This is a genomic window from Pseudomonas izuensis (assembly GCF_009861505.1).
In the GTDB taxonomy this organism is placed as follows: Bacteria; Pseudomonadota; Gammaproteobacteria; order Pseudomonadales; family Pseudomonadaceae; genus Aquipseudomonas; species Aquipseudomonas izuensis.
On the sequence record NZ_WTFT01000050.1, the window covers coordinates 54,440 to 70,165 of the forward strand.

The 15,726-nt window shown below is 59.4% G+C and carries 18 protein-coding genes and 1 pseudogene; 10 read left to right on the forward strand and 9 right to left on the reverse strand.

Annotation, left to right across the window (positions count from 1 at the left end):
• The first annotated feature begins 12 nt into the window (after window positions 1-12).
• Window positions 13-1,035, forward strand: coding sequence for a ferrochelatase (gene hemH / locus GPL81_RS29380; RefSeq protein WP_160109581.1), 1,023 nt, complete (start codon window positions 13-15; stop codon window positions 1,033-1,035).
• A 142-nt stretch (window positions 1,036-1,177) separates the two neighbouring features.
• Here the strand turns inward: hemH and GPL81_RS29385 are convergent, their stop codons facing one another.
• Both GPL81_RS29385 and upp read right to left on the reverse strand, forming a co-directional pair.
• On the reverse strand, window positions 1,178-2,452 hold the full coding sequence (locus GPL81_RS29385) for a uracil-xanthine permease family protein (RefSeq protein ID WP_160109582.1): 1,275 nt from the start codon (window positions 2,450-2,452) through the stop codon (window positions 1,178-1,180).
• A 2-nt stretch (window positions 2,453-2,454) separates the two neighbouring features.
• Window positions 2,455-3,093 (reverse strand): uracil phosphoribosyltransferase, encoded by a 639-nt coding sequence (upp, locus tag GPL81_RS29390; RefSeq protein WP_096509110.1) that lies wholly within the window; start codon window positions 3,091-3,093, stop codon window positions 2,455-2,457.
• Between the two features lie 165 nt (window positions 3,094-3,258).
• On the opposite strand from upp, the gene GPL81_RS29395 reads away from it, so the two are divergent.
• The 3 genes from GPL81_RS29395 to GPL81_RS29405 all read left to right on the forward strand — a co-directional run bounded on the left by GPL81_RS29395 (window position 3,259) and on the right by GPL81_RS29405 (window position 4,804).
• Entirely contained in the window at window positions 3,259-3,816 is a 558-nt protein-coding gene (locus tag GPL81_RS29395) for a hypoxanthine-guanine phosphoribosyltransferase (RefSeq protein WP_095192937.1), read from the forward strand.
• 151 nt (window positions 3,817-3,967) lie between these two features.
• A complete protein-coding gene (locus tag GPL81_RS29400) occupies window positions 3,968-4,453 on the forward strand; it encodes a hypothetical protein (RefSeq protein WP_160109583.1) in 486 nt (161 codons plus the stop codon).
• A gap of 63 nt (window positions 4,454-4,516) precedes the next feature.
• Window positions 4,517-4,804 carry a PA4642 family protein gene (locus GPL81_RS29405; RefSeq protein ID WP_160109584.1) on the forward strand — a complete coding sequence of 96 codons (288 nt, stop codon included), beginning with the start codon at window positions 4,517-4,519 and terminating at the stop codon, window positions 4,802-4,804.
• Window positions 4,805-4,940: 136 nt separating this feature from the next.
• On the opposite strand, the gene mqo is transcribed toward GPL81_RS29405, so the two are convergent.
• Window positions 4,941-6,449, reverse strand: coding sequence for a malate dehydrogenase (quinone) (gene mqo / locus GPL81_RS29410; RefSeq protein WP_160109585.1), 1,509 nt, complete (start codon window positions 6,447-6,449; stop codon window positions 4,941-4,943).
• Window positions 6,450-7,185: 736 nt separating this feature from the next.
• Window positions 7,186-7,425 (reverse strand): hypothetical protein, encoded by a 240-nt coding sequence (locus GPL81_RS29415; RefSeq protein ID WP_096509115.1) that lies wholly within the window; start codon window positions 7,423-7,425, stop codon window positions 7,186-7,188.
• Between the two features lie 204 nt (window positions 7,426-7,629).
• Between GPL81_RS29415 and GPL81_RS29420 the strand changes: the two genes are divergently transcribed.
• A complete protein-coding gene (locus tag GPL81_RS29420; RefSeq protein WP_160109586.1) occupies window positions 7,630-8,214 on the forward strand; it encodes a YajG family lipoprotein in 585 nt (194 codons plus the stop codon).
• 180 nt (window positions 8,215-8,394) lie between these two features.
• Here the strand turns inward: GPL81_RS29420 and GPL81_RS29425 are convergent, their stop codons facing one another.
• Window positions 8,395-8,601 carry a hypothetical protein gene (locus GPL81_RS29425; RefSeq protein WP_160109587.1) on the reverse strand — a complete coding sequence of 69 codons (207 nt, stop codon included), beginning with the start codon at window positions 8,599-8,601 and terminating at the stop codon, window positions 8,395-8,397.
• 193 nt (window positions 8,602-8,794) lie between these two features.
• Here GPL81_RS29425 and GPL81_RS29430 point away from each other — a divergent pair, with 193 nt between their 5' ends.
• Window positions 8,795-9,073: a hypothetical protein gene (locus GPL81_RS29430; RefSeq protein ID WP_096509118.1), complete on the forward strand. Its 279-nt coding sequence runs from the start codon at window positions 8,795-8,797 to the stop codon at window positions 9,071-9,073.
• 120 nt (window positions 9,074-9,193) lie between these two features.
• Here GPL81_RS29430 and GPL81_RS29435 read toward each other — a convergent pair whose 3' ends face one another.
• The gene (locus GPL81_RS29435) at window positions 9,194-10,360 is read right to left on the reverse strand and encodes a 1-acyl-sn-glycerol-3-phosphate acyltransferase (RefSeq protein ID WP_160109588.1); all 1,167 of its coding nucleotides are present in this window, start codon (window positions 10,358-10,360) and stop codon (window positions 9,194-9,196) included.
• 138 nt (window positions 10,361-10,498) lie between these two features.
• Between GPL81_RS29435 and GPL81_RS29440 the strand changes: the two genes are divergently transcribed.
• The 3 genes from GPL81_RS29440 to GPL81_RS29450 are packed head-to-tail and all read left to right on the forward strand — an operon-like array spanning window position 10,499 to window position 11,610.
• Window positions 10,499-10,681: a CPXCG motif-containing cysteine-rich protein gene (locus GPL81_RS29440; RefSeq protein ID WP_096509120.1), complete on the forward strand. Its 183-nt coding sequence runs from the start codon at window positions 10,499-10,501 to the stop codon at window positions 10,679-10,681.
• Window positions 10,682-10,689: 8 nt separating this feature from the next.
• Window positions 10,690-10,950, forward strand: coding sequence for a putative signal transducing protein (locus GPL81_RS29445; RefSeq protein ID WP_096509121.1), 261 nt, complete (start codon window positions 10,690-10,692; stop codon window positions 10,948-10,950).
• A 36-nt stretch (window positions 10,951-10,986) separates the two neighbouring features.
• The gene (locus GPL81_RS29450) at window positions 10,987-11,610 is read left to right on the forward strand and encodes an SOS response-associated peptidase (protein WP_160109589.1); all 624 of its coding nucleotides are present in this window, start codon (window positions 10,987-10,989) and stop codon (window positions 11,608-11,610) included.
• A 136-nt stretch (window positions 11,611-11,746) separates the two neighbouring features.
• Here GPL81_RS29450 and GPL81_RS32120 read toward each other — a convergent pair whose 3' ends face one another.
• On the reverse strand, window positions 11,747-12,589 hold the full coding sequence (locus tag GPL81_RS32120; RefSeq protein WP_372237753.1) for a methyl-accepting chemotaxis protein: 843 nt from the start codon (window positions 12,587-12,589) through the stop codon (window positions 11,747-11,749).
• A 15-nt stretch (window positions 12,590-12,604) separates the two neighbouring features.
• A pseudogene (locus tag GPL81_RS32125) lies at window positions 12,605-13,888 on the reverse strand (methyl-accepting chemotaxis protein); the annotation flags it as partial.
• Window positions 13,889-14,159: 271 nt separating this feature from the next.
• Between GPL81_RS32125 and GPL81_RS29460 the strand changes: the two are divergent.
• Window positions 14,160-14,975 (forward strand): M48 family metallopeptidase, encoded by an 816-nt coding sequence (locus GPL81_RS29460; protein ID WP_160109591.1) that lies wholly within the window; start codon window positions 14,160-14,162, stop codon window positions 14,973-14,975.
• Window positions 14,976-15,095: 120 nt separating this feature from the next.
• Here the strand turns inward: GPL81_RS29460 and GPL81_RS29465 are convergent, their stop codons facing one another.
• Complete coding sequence (locus GPL81_RS29465) at window positions 15,096-15,680, reverse strand: TMEM165/GDT1 family protein (protein WP_160109592.1); 585 nt, start codon at window positions 15,678-15,680, stop codon at window positions 15,096-15,098.
• Between the last annotated feature and the right edge of the window lie 46 nt (window positions 15,681-15,726).

The window sequence follows — 15,726 nt, forward strand, 5'->3', positions numbered from 1 at the left end:
ATAGGACGTTGCATGACCGATCACGCGTTGCTTCTGGTCAACCTGGGCTCACCTGCTTCCACCTCGGTGGCGGATGTGCGCAGTTACCTCAATCAGTTTCTGATGGACCCGTATGTGATCGACCTGCCATGGCCGGTGCGGCGTCTGTTGGTGTCTTTGATTCTGATCAAGCGCCCTGAACAGTCGGCCCATGCCTATGCCTCGATCTGGTGGGAGGAGGGCTCGCCCCTGGTGGTGCTCAGTCGACGCCTGCAACAGGCCATGACTTCCCGATGGCATCACGGCCCGGTGGAGCTGGCGATGCGTTACGGCCAACCATCCATTGAGTCGGCACTGCTGCGCCTGGTAGCCCAGGGCTACAAGCGGATCACCCTGGCGCCGCTTTATCCACAATTCGCCGACAGCACGACGACGACGGTGATTGAAGAAGCCAGGCGCGTACTGCGCGAAAAGAAACTCGACGTCCAGCTGTCGGTGCTCCAGCCTTTTTACGATCAGCCGGAATACCTCGATGCCCTGGTAGCGACGGCCAAACCCTACCTGCAACAGGATTACGATCACTTGTTGCTGAGCTTCCACGGACTGCCGGAACGGCATTTGAAGAAACTCAACCCCGGCCACAGCTTCGAAGGCGGCGGCGATTGCTGCGCCGATGCGCCACCGGAAGTCGTGGCGACCTGTTATCGCGGTCAGTGCCTGCGTACCGCAAAGGAGTTTGCCAAGCGCATGGGCTTGCCGGATGGCAAGTGGTCGGTGTCGTTCCAGTCGCGTCTGGGCCGCGCCAAATGGATAGAACCCTACACCGAGGCACGCCTCGATGAACTGGCCAAAAGCGGGGTGAAGAAAGTATTGGTGATGTGCCCGGCATTCGTTGCCGATTGCATCGAGACACTGGAAGAGATTGGTGATCGCGGGCTGGAGCAGTTCCGCGAAGCGGGGGGCGAGGAACTGGTGCTGGTGCCGTGCCTTAACGATGATCCGCAGTGGGTGCGGGCGTTGAGCACTTTATGTGAAAGGGCACCGTTGGCCCTTTAAAAGCATCGCGGGCAAGTCGAATCGTCGCACCGCTTGCTCCCACAGGTCTCGCGTCGTTCCACAATGGTGAGATCGACACGAGCCTGTGGGAGCAAGCGGTGCGACGATTCGACTTGCCCGCGATGGCGTCTTGGAGACCGGCTTAGATCAGCGGCTCTTCCGCCTTCTTGTGCTTCCAGCTGTCATTGCCCGGCAGGATCAGGTTCAGCGCAATCGCTACCACTGCGCACAGCGCGATACCTTTGAGGCCGAAGTCATCGGGGCCGGTGCCGGTACCGACGAGTACACCGCCAATCCCGAACACCAGGGTCACCGATACGATCACCAGATTGCGCGCTTCACCCAGATCGATCTTGTGGCGAATCAGCGTGTTCATGCCGACTGCCGCGATCGAACCGAACAACAGGCAGAGAATCCCGCCCATCACCGGCACCGGAATGCTTTGCAGCAGCGCGCCGAACTTGCCGATAAACGCCAGGCTGATGGCGAAAATCGCCGCCCAGGTCATGATTTTCGGGTTGTAGTTTTTGGTCAGCATCACCGCGCCGGTCACTTCGGCGTAGGTGGTGTTGGGCGGGCCACCGAACAGGCCGGCTGCGGTCGTGGCAATACCATCGCCCAGCAAGGTGCGGTGCAGGCCGGGTTTCTTCAGGTAATCGCGACCGGTCACGCTACCCACGGCAATCACGCCGCCGATGTGCTCGATGGCTGGCGCCAGCGCCACCGGAACGATGAACAGAATCGCCTGCCAGTTGAATTCCGGCGCAGTGAAGTTCGGGATGGCGAACCAGGGGGCGGCGGCAATCTTCGCCGTGTCGACCACACCGAAGTAGAACGACATGCCAAAACCCACCAGCACGCCGGAAATGATCGGTACCAGGCGGAAAATGCCTTTACCGAACACGGCGACGATCAAAGTGGTCAGCAATGCCGGCATCGAGATCATCATCGCCGTCTGGTAGTGAATCAGCTCGGAGCCGTCGCCAGCCTTGCCCATCGCCATGTTGGCGGCAATCGGCGCCATGGCCAGGCCGATGGAAATAATCACCGGGCCGATCACCACCGGCGGCAGCAGACGGTCGATGAAACCGGTGCCTTTGATCTTCACCGCAAGGCCGAGGAAGGTGTAGACGAAGCCGGCCGCCATCACGCCGCCCATGGTCGCGGCCAGGCCGAACTGACCCTTGGCGAGAATGATCGGGGTGATGAAGGCGAAACTCGACGCCAGGAACACCGGCACCTGACGGCCGGTGACGATCTGGAACAGAATCGTCCCCAGACCTGCGGTGAACAGCGCCACGTTCGGGTCGAGGCCGGTAATCAGCGGCATCAACACCAGGGCGCCGAAGGCCACGAACAGCATCTGTGCGCCAGACAGCACCGTGCGCCAGAGCGGATCGTTGAACTCATCCTGCATGGTCACGCGTCCTTCTGCTTGGTGCCGAAGATCTTGTCACCGGCATCGCCCAGGCCCGGGATGATGTAACCGTGTTCGTTGAGTTTTTGATCGATGGAAGCGGTGTAGATGGTCACGTCCGGGTGAGCTTTCTCGACCACGGCAATACCTTCAGGCGCGGCGACCAGCACCATGGCGCGGATGTCCTTGCAGCCGGCTTTCTTCAACAGGTCGATGGTGGCGACCATCGAACCGCCGGTGGCGAGCATCGGGTCGATGATCATCGCCAGGCGTTCGTCGATTTCCGGCACCAGTTTTTCAAGGTAAGTGTGGGCTTCGAGGGTCTCCTCGTTGCGGGCCACGCCCACGGCGCTGACCTTGGCACCCGGGATCAGGCTGAGTACGCCTTCGAGCATGCCGATACCGGCACGCAGGATCGGCACGACAGTGATCTTCTTGCCGGCGATTTTTTCCACCGACACGGTGCCGCACCAACCTTCGATATCGTAGGTTTCCAACGGCAGGTCTTTGGTGGCTTCATAGGTCAGCAGGGCGCCGACTTCCTGAGCGAGCTCACGGAAATTCTTGGTGCTGATGTCTGCGCGGCGCATAAGGCCGAGTTTGTGGCGGATCAGCGGATGGCGGATCTCGAGGATGGGCATGGGGAAAGGCTCCGGCGGCGGGCAAAAAAACCGGCCTAGATTAATCTATCCGAGGGTGTTGTCCTATAGACATAGAGTACGTTAGTCCACAAACGCTTGATCTGGCCGTGCGGGATGCGTACCTTTGCCCGCTTTTCCGAAACCGACACCCCCCTGGAGAGCGCCATGTCCGCTGATCTCGAGCATATCCGTCAAATCATGCGAGAGGCTGACTGCCTGTACACCGAAGCTGAAGTCGAGGCGGCCATCGCCCGCGTCGGTGCACAAATCAACGATCAACTGGCGGACAGCAACCCGGTGGTGTTCTGTGTGATGAACGGCGGGTTGATTTTCTCCGGCAAACTGCTGACCCATCTGCACTTCCCGCTGGAAGCGTCCTACCTGCACGCCACCCGCTATCGCAACGAAACCAGTGGCGGCGAGCTGTTCTGGAAAGCCAAGCCGGAAGTGTCGTTCATCGACCGTGACGTGCTGATCATCGACGACATCCTCGATGAGGGTCACACCCTGGGCGCGATCATCGATTTCTGCAAGCACGCCGGCGCGCGCAAGGTGCACACCGCCGTGTTGATCGACAAAGACCATGACCGCAAGGCTCGCCCGGACCTGAAGGCCGACTTCGTCGGTTTGCCGTGCATCGATCGTTACATCTTCGGTTACGGCATGGACTACAAAGGCTACTGGCGCAACGCCAACGGGATCTTTGCCGTTAAAGGCATGTAATCCCAACGACCTATCCCCTGTGGGAGCAAAGCTTGCTCGCGATTGCGTCAGCACATTCACGATCAGTGAGTCAGACAGTCCGCCATCGCGAGCAAGCTATGCTCCCACAGCTCCCATGCTAGAGTGCTCGGCCCCGTTTCCGGAGCCTGTCATGAGCCTGTTGATTCGCAGCTGCGCCGCCCTGTTACTGACCCTCAGCCTGCCCTTGGCCGCCGCCCCGGCGCCAATGCACGCCCAGTTCCTGCCGCCGGATGACCTGACCCTGCGTGACGCGGAACCCGAGCAACAGCAATTGCTGCAAGTCACCGAGTATTCGGTGGTGGTCGGCAGTCAGCGACAGTCCAACCAGCAGCCGATCCCGGTCACTTCGCCGCTGTTGATCCGCCTCAAGGGCAAAGCCCTGAACAAGGGTGCGACGATCAATCAGGTGCTGGTCAATTTCGATGGCGAAAGCAAAAGCCTGAAAAAACCGGTCTACGACGACCAGAGCAAAACCCTGACGCTTTATTACCCGTTGGTTCAGTACCGGGTGGTGATCGACTTGTTGCGCAATGACACGGTGTATTGCCAGTTCCTCAGCTTCGCCAACGGCCATGTCTGGGCCGATCTGCACACCGGCAGCGTTCGTCCGCGTTGAGTGCCGGGCCTGCGCAGGGGTAAACTGCCTGCCCCGTGAAATGTCTGCGAGCTGGAGTCGGCAATGCGTAAAGATAAGAAACAAGTGATTGGTGACGAAATTGGCGACGAGCAGATCAAGTTGTTCCTCGATTTCGAACCGGTCGACGCCACTTCGCCTTCGTTGCACAAGCTGATCAAGGCCTATCGTGGCCTGCGTATCGACGATTTCGAGCGTTTCCTGACGTTCTTCGTCGAGGCCGGTTACGACCTGAGTGGCAAGGATGAGCACGGCAATGACTTCGTTGCCCTGATCCAGGATCAACGCAATGCGCCGGATTACATCGAGCTGATCCAGAAGGCTCGCGGTTAATCCCGTTTCTGTGGGAGCAAAGCTTGCTCGCGATGGCGTCCTTGAAATCGCCATCGCGAGCAAGCTTTGCTCCTACAGAAAGGCAAAAGAAACGCCCCGCCCTCAATGAGGGCGGGGCGTTTTTATTGGCGCTGGATCAAGCGTAGCTTTCGGTTTCGCTACTGGCTTCAACCAGTTCCAGTGCGACGTTGTTCTGCGCATTGATCTTGCGATACAGCGCAGCGTCGGTTTCCAGGACTTTCTCCCGAGCCGGGAAGATTTCCGCCAGTTTGGCGGCCCATTCGCCTTTGGCCTTGCCCGGGAAGCATTTTTCGATCAGTTCCAGCATGATCGAAACGGTCACCGACGCACCTGGCGACGCACCCAGCAGGGCGGCAAGGGAGCCGTCCTTGGCCGCGACCAATTCGGTACCGAACTGCAGGACGCCGCCTTTTTTCGGGTCTTTCTTGATGATCTGCACCCGTTGGCCGGCCACTTCCAGGCGCCAGTCTTCGGCTTTCGCTTGCGGGTAGAAGCGACGCAGGGATTCCAGGCGTTGCTCCATCGATTGCATCACTTCGCTGACCAGGTATTTGGTCAGGTCCATGTTGTTTTTCGCCACGGCCAGCATCGGGCCGATGTTGCCGGCGCGAACCGACATCGGCAGGTCCATGAAGGAGCCGTGCTTGAGGAACTTGGTGGTGAAGCCCGCATAGGGTCCGAACAGCAGGGATTTCTTGCCGTCGACGACGCGGGTGTCCAGGTGCGGTACGGACATCGGTGGCGAACCGACGGCAGCCTGGCTGTACACCTTGGCCTGGTGATGCTTGACCACTTCCGGGTTGTCGCAACGCAGCCACTGACCACTGATCGGGAAGCCGCCGAAGCCTTTGCTCTCCTCGATGCCCGAAGCCTGCAGCAGCGGCAAAGCCGCGCCGCCAGCGCCGAGGAAGACGAATTTGGCATCTACTTCGCGGGTGTTGCCGCTGTTGACGTCCTTGATGCTGACGGTCCAGCCGCCGTTGCTGCGCTTCAGGCCGGTCACGCGCTTGCAGTACTTGACCTGGGCATCGGGTGCGCTGGTCAGGTGCTTGAGCAACTGGTTGGTCAGGGCGCCGAAATTGACGTCGGTACCATTGATCACGCGGGTGGCCGCGAGGGTTTCGCCAGGATCGCGCCCCGGCATCATCAGAGGCATCCACTCGGCCATCTTGGCCTTGTCTTCGGTGTATTCCATGTCGGCGAAGGCGTGGTGCTTATGCAGCACGTTGAAGCGTTCCTTGAGGAAGGACACGCCGCTGTCGCCCTGCACGAAACTCAGGTGTGGCACCGGACTGATAAACGATTTGCACGAGCCGAACGTGCCTTTCTTGGTCAGGTACGACCAGAACTGCTTCGACACCTCGAACTGGGTGTTGATGTGCACGGCTTTCTTGATGTCGACGGTGCCATTGGCAGCCTGCGGCGTGTAATTCAGCTCACACAGGCCGGCGTGACCGGTACCGGCGTTGTTCCATGGGTTGGAACTCTCCGCGGCACCGGAATCCATCAGCTCGACGACTTCCAGCTTGATCGCGGGGTCGAGCTCTTTGAGCAGTACGGCGAGGGTGGCGCTCATGATGCCGGCCCCTACCAGTACTACGTCGACTGCTTCGTTATGCGCCATTTAACGCGTCTCCAAAATCTGCAGCACCAAATTGACGGCATGGCTGCCAGGCGTTCCGGGGCGTGTCTGTAATGCCCAGGTACCCATGGCAGGATCGCCATGTCCGAATCTTCGCAATTTATCGCAACTTCGACGGACGCTACCTGCCGGGCCTATGAGCCATATGAACTCATTTCAGCGCGCGGGAGGCAATTCGACTTATGGTCGATACATCCGTTTGTGCAACCAAATCCGTAGCGGACAGGCTTCAGGCTCCGGTGTTCGAGGAATACTCGGTCCTGTGTCGTCGGGCTGTTGTAGACGCTAATGGTGCATGTTCAGACGCAAAACTATTCATTTGCTCGCCACACTCTTGTGAAGTTGTGAAAACCCGTTTTTTTCACGCTCTTTTGAAGACGTGAACCTCAAAAAGGGCTGTCCCAGCCTGGCACCGTGCCCGGATGGATTGCCGCCATGGGATACAGGGCAGGCAAAACGGGCAAACAGCTCAGTGACCGAGCGTAATGACAGCTCTGCAGATTCGCGAAAAGTGGAGGTTTTGCTCAACAAAACAGCAAGCGCGCCAGCTTCACTCGATCTGTGTGGGCGGCTCTCTGTGGGCGGTGCGGGGTGTCAATACAAGCGCATTGACGATGCTGCGAGGCCCGATCAGGAGACGTCCTTATAATCGGGGGGAGATTGTATCTAAGAAACGCAGGGAAATGGTCGTGTTTAATGACTTTTATTAGGTGTTTGGTCAGGTCGTCATCAGCTGTTGTGCGCGCGAGCGTGGCTGATGCTGCTGCGAAACAACGCGGGCACCGGCCGGCAGCGGCTGATTCAGCCAATTCAGGCAGATCTCTTCGATCTCGACCCAGCCATCGCCCATGGGCTGCAGGCTGCATTGCCTGAAGGCCTGGCAGTGGCCGTTGCGGTCGAGCAGGGCGAAGCAGCGGTGCAGCGGGCGTGGTGCGAACAGAGAGATCAGATGACGCATGGTGACGTACCGTGTGAGTGACTGCCGAAAAGATTGCCTGCAGGCCATGACGTACACGTGTATGAGCGGTGACATCTGTGTGACAGGAACCGCATTGCCAAGGGTTTGTCAGAGATTTCATCAAACACTGTGCGGTGCTGGTTACCCGCAGTGGCGCACCGCTATACTGCCGGCCTGTTTGTGCCTGATTCTGGAGAGAAGAGCATGTTGCAACGCCTGTTGTTCGGTTTGATCACTGTGACCAGTTTGACGCTGGTTGGCTGCGCCCACAGCCCGCAACAACTGAACCCGGAACCCAAGCTGACGGCGCAACTGGCACCGGTAGGTCACGGTCAGCCGGTGGTGGTGCGCGTTGTAGACGGTCGTCCATCGCCAACCCTGGGTACCCGTGGTGGCCTGTATCCGGAGACCAGCGCGATTACCGTACAGGGCGCGCAGATCCTGCCGAAGCTGCAGGCCCAGGCTGAAGCAGCCGTGCGTCTGTTGGGCTTCACCCCGACAGCCAATGCGATGAACGCTCCACAATTGACGGTGACCCTGGCCGAGCTGAAGTATCAGTCGCCTAAAGAAGGCATGTATGTGACCGAAGCGACCATCGGCGCGACATTCCGCTCCGATGTACAGAATGCCAACCGTCGCTACAGCGGTCGTTACGGCTCGTCCCTGGACCAGCGCTTCGGCATGGCGCCGAACCAGGAAACCAACACCAAGCTGGTCAGCGACGTATTGAGCGATGCGCTGACCCGTCTGTTCAAAGACCCGACCGTGGGTCAGATTCTCGGCGAATAACCCTTCGCGAGATGCAAAAAAGCCCGGTGCCAGCAATGGCTCCGGGCTTTTTCATGTCTATTCAACTGTAGGAGCGAGCCTGCTCGCGATGGTCGTTAACGATTACGCGGGGTATCTGATACCCCGTGGTGTTTTCAAGTCCATCGCGAGCAGGCTCGCTCCTACAAGGGGTCGTATGTATCAGGCGGCTTCGCAGTAAAAATCCAGCACACTCACGCCCGTCAGCAAATCCGCTTCCGGCAAATCCGCGTGTTGATGACCGCCTAGCGCGCAATACACCAGCCAATGACGGTCCTGAACGTTGAAGGCGAGACTGTCGACGAGGATTTGTTGTTCGTCGCTGTGATTGATCAGATAGAGGCGATCCTGGTTTTCGGCGTGGAGCATGACGTAGTCCCTGTCGGTTTCGAGGGGCGACAGACTGGCGCATTCAGATGACGACGCCGTGACGCAGGACAGTCATTGGTCAATTGCTGCGTTTTTTGTCGGAAAGGGAGGGCATGCAGGGAAGCTTTCGGTAGAATCCGCGCCGCGGTCGTCGGTTCGGCGTCTGCCACACCTGTTTTGTCTGAGGCTAGTGATGTCGCTGCATTTGATGACGCTGTTAACCGCCCATCCCGCCAAATTGATCAACCTGCTGGCCTTGTTCTTTGCCTTCCCGGGCGGCTGGTTGCTGCACGCGACCCGGCGTCGCGAACAACGCGCGATGGCCAGCCTCCAGGCGCAGCGCCAGAGCAGCCCCAGCGTAGAGCCCACACTGGATTGGGCGACCTTGCGCATGAACCGGTTTTTCTACCGCTTCGGCTTTGCCTGCCTCGGCTTGGCACTGCTCGTATCCTGGATCAGCACGCGCGTCTGACGGTAGACCTGTAGGAGCCGGCTTGCTGGCGATGACGGCGCATCAAGCAACATTGATTGCGCCTGACATACCGCTATCGCCAGCAAGCCGGCTCCTACAGAGTCACTCGTGCATTTCAAATTAAAGCGGCAGACCCGCCTTGACCCGATACTGATTGCGCACCGGCGTCGCATATTGCAGCACCAGGAACGGGCGATGTTCTTCAGGGCAGGCGTCCAGGCGTTGCTGCCACTGCTCCTGGGCCTTGGCCAGTTCGTCGGCCGCGAACAGCTCGGCGGCGCTTGGCACCTGCAATAGTGGGTCGGCGTCTTTCCACTGCGCGTAAGCCAGGTAATGCACCGGGAACAGGCGGTAGCCGCCAAGAATCTGCCTGTCCATCTCGACCGCCAATTGCTTGGTATCTTCGAACAGTTCAGTAATCGGCGCGGCAAAGTTCACGTGCACCCGACCTTTATAGCCGGTGATGCCCTTGGCGATGCTCACGTCGTCTTCGCCGGGTGCCTTGGTGTAGCTGCCGGTGGTGGCGCGGATGTAGAGTTCGCGGGCCTTGGCCTGGTCGCACGGGTCGTATTCGTAGCTGATCGACACCGGTGTCAGGTTCAGCGAACGGATGACGTCGCCGAACGGCTCGTCCTTGCGGCTCATGTGGAACATCTTGAGAATCGCCGACTCGGTACGGTCATCGCCGTCCTTGGCCCGGCCTTCGGCCTGGGCGATCCAGATCGAGGCGCAATCGTTGCGGATCGAATGGTTGATGTAGGCCGAAAGCAACTGATAAGCGGCCATTTTTTCGCGGCGTCCGGTAATCGAACGGTGCACGATAAAGCTCTTGTTCAGGCGCATCAGGTCGCTGACGAAGGGCTTTTGCAGCAGGTTGTCGCCGATGGCGATGCGCGGGGTCGGCAGGCCGGCGTGGTACACGGCGTAGTTGACGAAGGCCGGGTCCATCACGATGTCGCGGTGATTGGCGATGAACAGATAGGCGCTGCCGGACTTGAATTGCTCGACACCGGTGTAGGTCACCCCATCCGTGGCCCGCTCGATGGTGTGGTCGACGTAATACTCGACTTTGTCCTGCAAGGTGGCCACCGACGTGATGCCGGCGAACTCACGACGCAGACGATGAGCTATAAGAGGTTTGAGCGCCCAGCCTAAAGCGCCGGCAAAGCGCGGGAAGCGGAAGTGGGTGAGGATATCTAGAAACGCCTTGTCGCCGAGCAGTCTTGCCAGCACCGCTGGGACTTCGCTGTCGTCGTAAGGTCGGATGGCATCGAATTCGCCCATCATGCTCTCTTGTTAGAAACGGCTAGGGTAAGTAAAGGTTCGGATCGAAAACCGGCAGGGTACGGTCTGAAAAAGTAGCCAGACAAAATAGCCCTGCAAATAGACCGGCGATTATACGCACAAGTCACCTGGGAGACCGCGATGCTGGAAGCCGCAGTGTATGAATGTCCGTATTGTGGAGAGGAAGTCGAGACCACTGTGGATCTGTCCGGTGGGGATCAGACCTATATTGAAGACTGCCAGGTGTGCTGCAAGCCGATAACCTTTGTTTTGCAGGTTCATGAACAAGAATGGCATCTCGAAGTGTTCAGTGAGAACGATTGAGGGCATCCATGCAGCGAATCTACGAACCGGAAAACCTCATGGAAGGCGAGTTACTGCAAAGCATGCTCGCCAGCGAGGGCATCGAGGCGCATCTGGTGGGGCGCGATCTGCTGGGCGGGACGGGAGAGCTGCCGATTTTCGGCCTGCTGGGTCTGTCTGTGGATAACGACCAGGCCGAATACGCCCGCGAGCTGATCAGTGCGTACAATGCCGCGCTGCCGCTTTCGGGCGATGAACCGGAAAGCTTTCCCGGTACGCTGGTCTGTTAGGCTGGCCGTTCGTTTGATCAAGAGTTGTGCTGCCCCATGTGTGGACGTTATGCCCTGTTTCGCTGGAATCCCGCCTTCGCGGCCCTGCCTGGCTTTCCCGCCGATCAGCAGGCCCAGTGGAATATTTCCCCCAATGATTCGGTGTTGATGCTGCGTGCCGGTGCGGACGGTCAGCGCGAGTTGGCGCGTGCGCGCTGGGGCCTGACGCCGCCGTGGCTGACCGATCTTTCGCGCACGCCCGCCCATGCCCGGGCCGAAACCGTGGCCGAACAGCCGATGTTTCGCCAGGCCCTTCGCGAACGGCGCTGTTTGTTGCCGGCCAACGGTTTCTACGAATGGCGCGGCACCACGCGCAAGCGCCCGTACTGGCTGACGCCGGGGGAGGGCTCTTCGCTGTTTTTCGCGGCGATCTGGGAAGCGTATCCGGTGCAGGAGCAGGTGTGGCTGAGCACGGCGGTCATCACCCAGCCGGCGGCCAGTCAGCGTCGACCGTTGATTCTCGATGCGGCGGGGCAGGAGGTATGGCTCAATCCGGATACGCCGTTGCATGCCTTGCAAGCCCTGCTCGCCAGTGAGCCCGCTGCGTTGCGCGAGCGGGTATTGGCCAATATGGTCAATGATCCGAAGCTCAATGGGCCGGAGTGCCTGACTCCGGGTTGATAGGTTGTCTGGGATGACGCCATCGCGAGCAAGCTTTGCTCCCACAGTGTTGAGGCAACTCCCGATGGGGTGCCAGACGCTATCCTGTGGGAGCAAGGCTTGCCCGCGATAAGGTCCGAAGGACCTTCCGGCGATCCTAAACCTTGAACTGATTGATCAACCGCCGCTGCTGTTCGGCCAACTTGGTCAAATCCGCACTGGCCGCACTCGATTCATCCGCGCCGCCCGCCACTTCATTGGCCACTTGCCCGATATTGATCACGTTGCGGTTGATATCGTCCGCCACCGCACTTTGCTCCTCGGCGGCGCTGGCGATCTGGGTGTTCATGTCGTTGATCACCGACACCGCCTGGGTGATGGTTTCCAGGGCCTCGGCCGCCTTGGCTGCATGCTGCACGCTTTCGTCGGTGCGGTTCTGGCTGTCTTCCATGACCCGCACCACATCCCGCGTGCCTTGTTGCAGCTGTTGAATCATGGTCTGGATTTCTTCCGTGGCCTTCTGGGTCTTCTGTGCCAGGTTGCGCACCTCGTCGGCCACCACTGCAAAACCGCGACCCTGTTCACCGGCCCGCGCCGCTTCGATGGCCGCGTTCAATGCCAGCAGGTTGGTCTGTTCGGCAATCCCGCGAATGGCGGTGAGGATCGCATTGATGTTTTCGCTGTCCTTGGCCAGGGTTTGCACCACGCCGACGGCGCGACCGATTTCCACGGCCAGGGCACCGATGGCGTTCGAGGTGTCATGGACAATCTGTTTGCCCTGGCTGGCCGCCTGGTCGGCATGGCTGGCGGCTTGCGCAGCCTGGGTCGCGTTGCGGGCCACGTCCTGGGCGGTGGCGGTCATTTCCTGCACGGCCGTGGCCACTTGATCGATTTCAGCCATTTGCTTGTGCACGCCGGTGTTGGTGCGAATGGCGATGTCGGCGGTGTGCTCCGATGAATCGCTGACGCTCTGCACCGAGGTCACCACCTGGGTGATCATCACCTGCAACTTGGCCAGGAAGGTGTTGAAACCCTTGGCGATCGAGCCCAGTTCGTCGGAGCGGTCGCTGCTCAGGCGACGGGTCAGGTCGCCTTCACCTTGAGCGATGTCGTCGAGCATGGCGACCATCTGCTTCAGCGGGCGGGCAATGCCGTGGCCTACCAGCCAGATCACCAGCAAGCCGATACCGGCGATTAACAGACCCACCATAGCCATGCCAAACGTGTCCGATTTGCGCTGGCTGTTCAGGTCGGCCTGAAGCTTTTGCAGGTCGGCCATCACCGCGTTCAGCGGCAGTTGAAGCATCAAGGTCCAGCGAGCGTCCGTCTGGCCGATGCCGAAAGGCAAGTACAGCTCGATCCGGCCCTGGGCCTTGTCGACGGTGTAGGTGACTTCGCCGCGCTTGAGATTGGCCATATTGGCAATCTGCTTGCTGTCGAGGATATCGCTGACCTTTTCACCGAATTTGCTTGGGTCTTTGGTGTACGCAACGATCCGGCCATTACCGCCGATCAGGGCCATTTCCCCGGCGCCGCTGTAGAGTTTCTGGTTGGCGCCCAGGAGCATTTCCTGGATGAAGTTCACCGACAGGTCGGCGCCGACAATGCCCTGGAAGGTGCCGTTGAGCATGATCGGTTCAATAAAGGAGGCGAGCATGACGATTTTGTCGCCGACCTTGTAGGGCGCCGGATCGATCACGCAGGATTTTTTGGTCTCTTTCGAGCAAAGGTAGTACTCGCTGGCGCGCACACCCGTGGACAAGGTTTTCTGGTCATCCACGTCCACCAGTTTGTCCAGTCCGAGGCTGCCGTCTTCGTTGCGGAACCACCAGGGCAGGAAGCGCCCGTTACTGGCGTCGATGCCCACTACTTTCGTGCCGATGTAGGCCGCATCGTTGTGATCCAGTGCGTCTTTTTCCCAGCCGATGTAAGTGCCGAGAATTTTCGGGTTCCTGGCCACGTTTTCCTTGATCAGGCCGATCAATTGCTCGCGGCTGAGGCTCAGCGCAGGCTGGCCATCGGTCCCCGGAGTGCCGATCAGCGCGTTGACCCGTACCAGGCCCCCGGCAATCAGCAGCGGTGCTTCGAGTTCGCGTTGAATCTGGCTGACCTGGGTTTGCGCCAGGGACGTCAGGCGCTGTTCGATGACCTGCTCGAATTGCGTCTGGGTCCGCTCCTGAACCATGTCTTGCGTCCGTGCGCCGGAAAACAGTGCGTAGACCACCAGGGCTGCCACCACACTGAGCACGATGGCGCCGGCCAGGGCCGCCACGGAAAACTGGATTGATTTGAATTTCATGGGCACTCCGCACGCAAAAGGACGTCTGCGGAGGTGTATCGGCAAGGCCCCCGATGGGCATGAGCGGGTGCCGAAGAAATGATTGTTTTTAAGGGATTGATGTCGTAATTGAATCAGCGCAGGCCGTTATCGATCGAGGCTCGCCGTGGTTTGTGAATTTTTTTCTACGGCGATGAGAGCTTTATCCGAATTGTACGTCTTACGCTCGTTGTATCTGGCACCGATGCATTTCCACGCCTAGGATACGCACATGTTTTGAGGGAGTTTTTTGATGAACAAGATATTGGTTTTATGTGGGCTGAGTGCAAGTTTGCTGCTCGCCGGCTGCCAATCGGTCAATACCACCAGCGGTGGCGCTGTAGGTGTTGAGCGCAAACAGTACATGTTCAGTATGTTGTCCTCGCAAGAGGTCGACCAGATGTATGCCCAGTCCTATCAGAAGACAGTGGGCGAAGCGTCCAGCAAAGGCGTGCTGGACAAGTCCAGCAGTGAAGCCAAACGGGTTCAGGCGATTGCCGACCGGCTGATTGCCCAGGCACCGAACTTCCGTCCGGACGCGGCCCAGTGGAAGTGGGAAGTCAATCTGATCAAGAGCGATGAGCTCAACGCCAACTGCGGGCCGGGTGGCAAGATCATTTTTTACACCGGGCTGATTGACAAGCTGCAACTGACCGACGATGAAATCGCCGCTGTCATGGGCCATGAGATTGCCCACGCCCTGCGCGAGCACGGTCGCGAGGCGATGTCCAAGGCTTACGGCATGGAGATGGCCAAGCAGGGCGCCGGTGCCTTGTTTGGGTTGGGTCAGGACACCATGGCCCTGGCCGATACCGTGGCCAACTACGGCATGACGTTGCCCAACAGTCGTGAAAACGAAAACGAAGCGGACCTGATCGGTCTTGAACTGGCGGCCCGCGCCGGTTACAACCCGAATGCCGCGATCACCCTGTGGAACAAGATGAGCAAGGCCTCGGAAGGTGCACCACCGGAGTTCATGAGTACTCACCCGAACTCGTCGAGCCGCATTGCTTCGTTGCAGGCGGCAATTCCGAAGGTGATGCCGCTGTACGAGCAGGCCAAGAAGTAGTCATGTGGCGTAGCTGCTGACGCCATCGCGAGCAGGCTCGCTCCCACATTGGAACGCGGTCAAATGTGGGAGCGAGCCTGCTCGCGATGAACGATAACGCGGTCTTACCGAATTACCGCATCAAACCCACCCACTGCTCTGCATCGCCTTGTACACCGCGACAATCGCCAGAATGAAGAACGCCGACGCCGCCAGTCGACGGATCAGCGTGAGTGGCAATTTATCCGCCGCAAAGTTGCCCGCCAGAACCACCGGTACGTTGGCAATCAGCATCCCGGCGGTAGTGCCAATGATCACCAGCCACAACTCCGGATACTGTGCAGCAAGCATCACGGTTGCGATCTGGGTCTTGTCGCCGATTTCCGCCAGGAAAAACGCGATCAGCGTGGTCACGAACGGCCCGAACTTGCGAGCGGTGCTGGCTTCGTCGTCATCCATCTTGTCCGGCACCAGGGTCCACAGTGCTGTCGCGGCGAAGCTCGCGGCGAGGATCCAGTGCAGCATCGTGTCCGAGAAGAAACTGCCGACCCAGGCGCCGACTGCACCAGCTGCCGCGTGGTTGGCCAGGGTCGCGGCAACGATGCCGGCGATGATCGGCCACGGCTTGCGGAAACGGGCAGCGAGAATGAGCGCGAGCAGCTGCGTCTTGTCGCCGATTTCGGCCAAGGCAACGATTGCGGTGGGAACGAGTAATGAATCCAGCATCAGGGGTTTTCCTAAGGGGCGGGTCGACACGGCTATGACACGTACA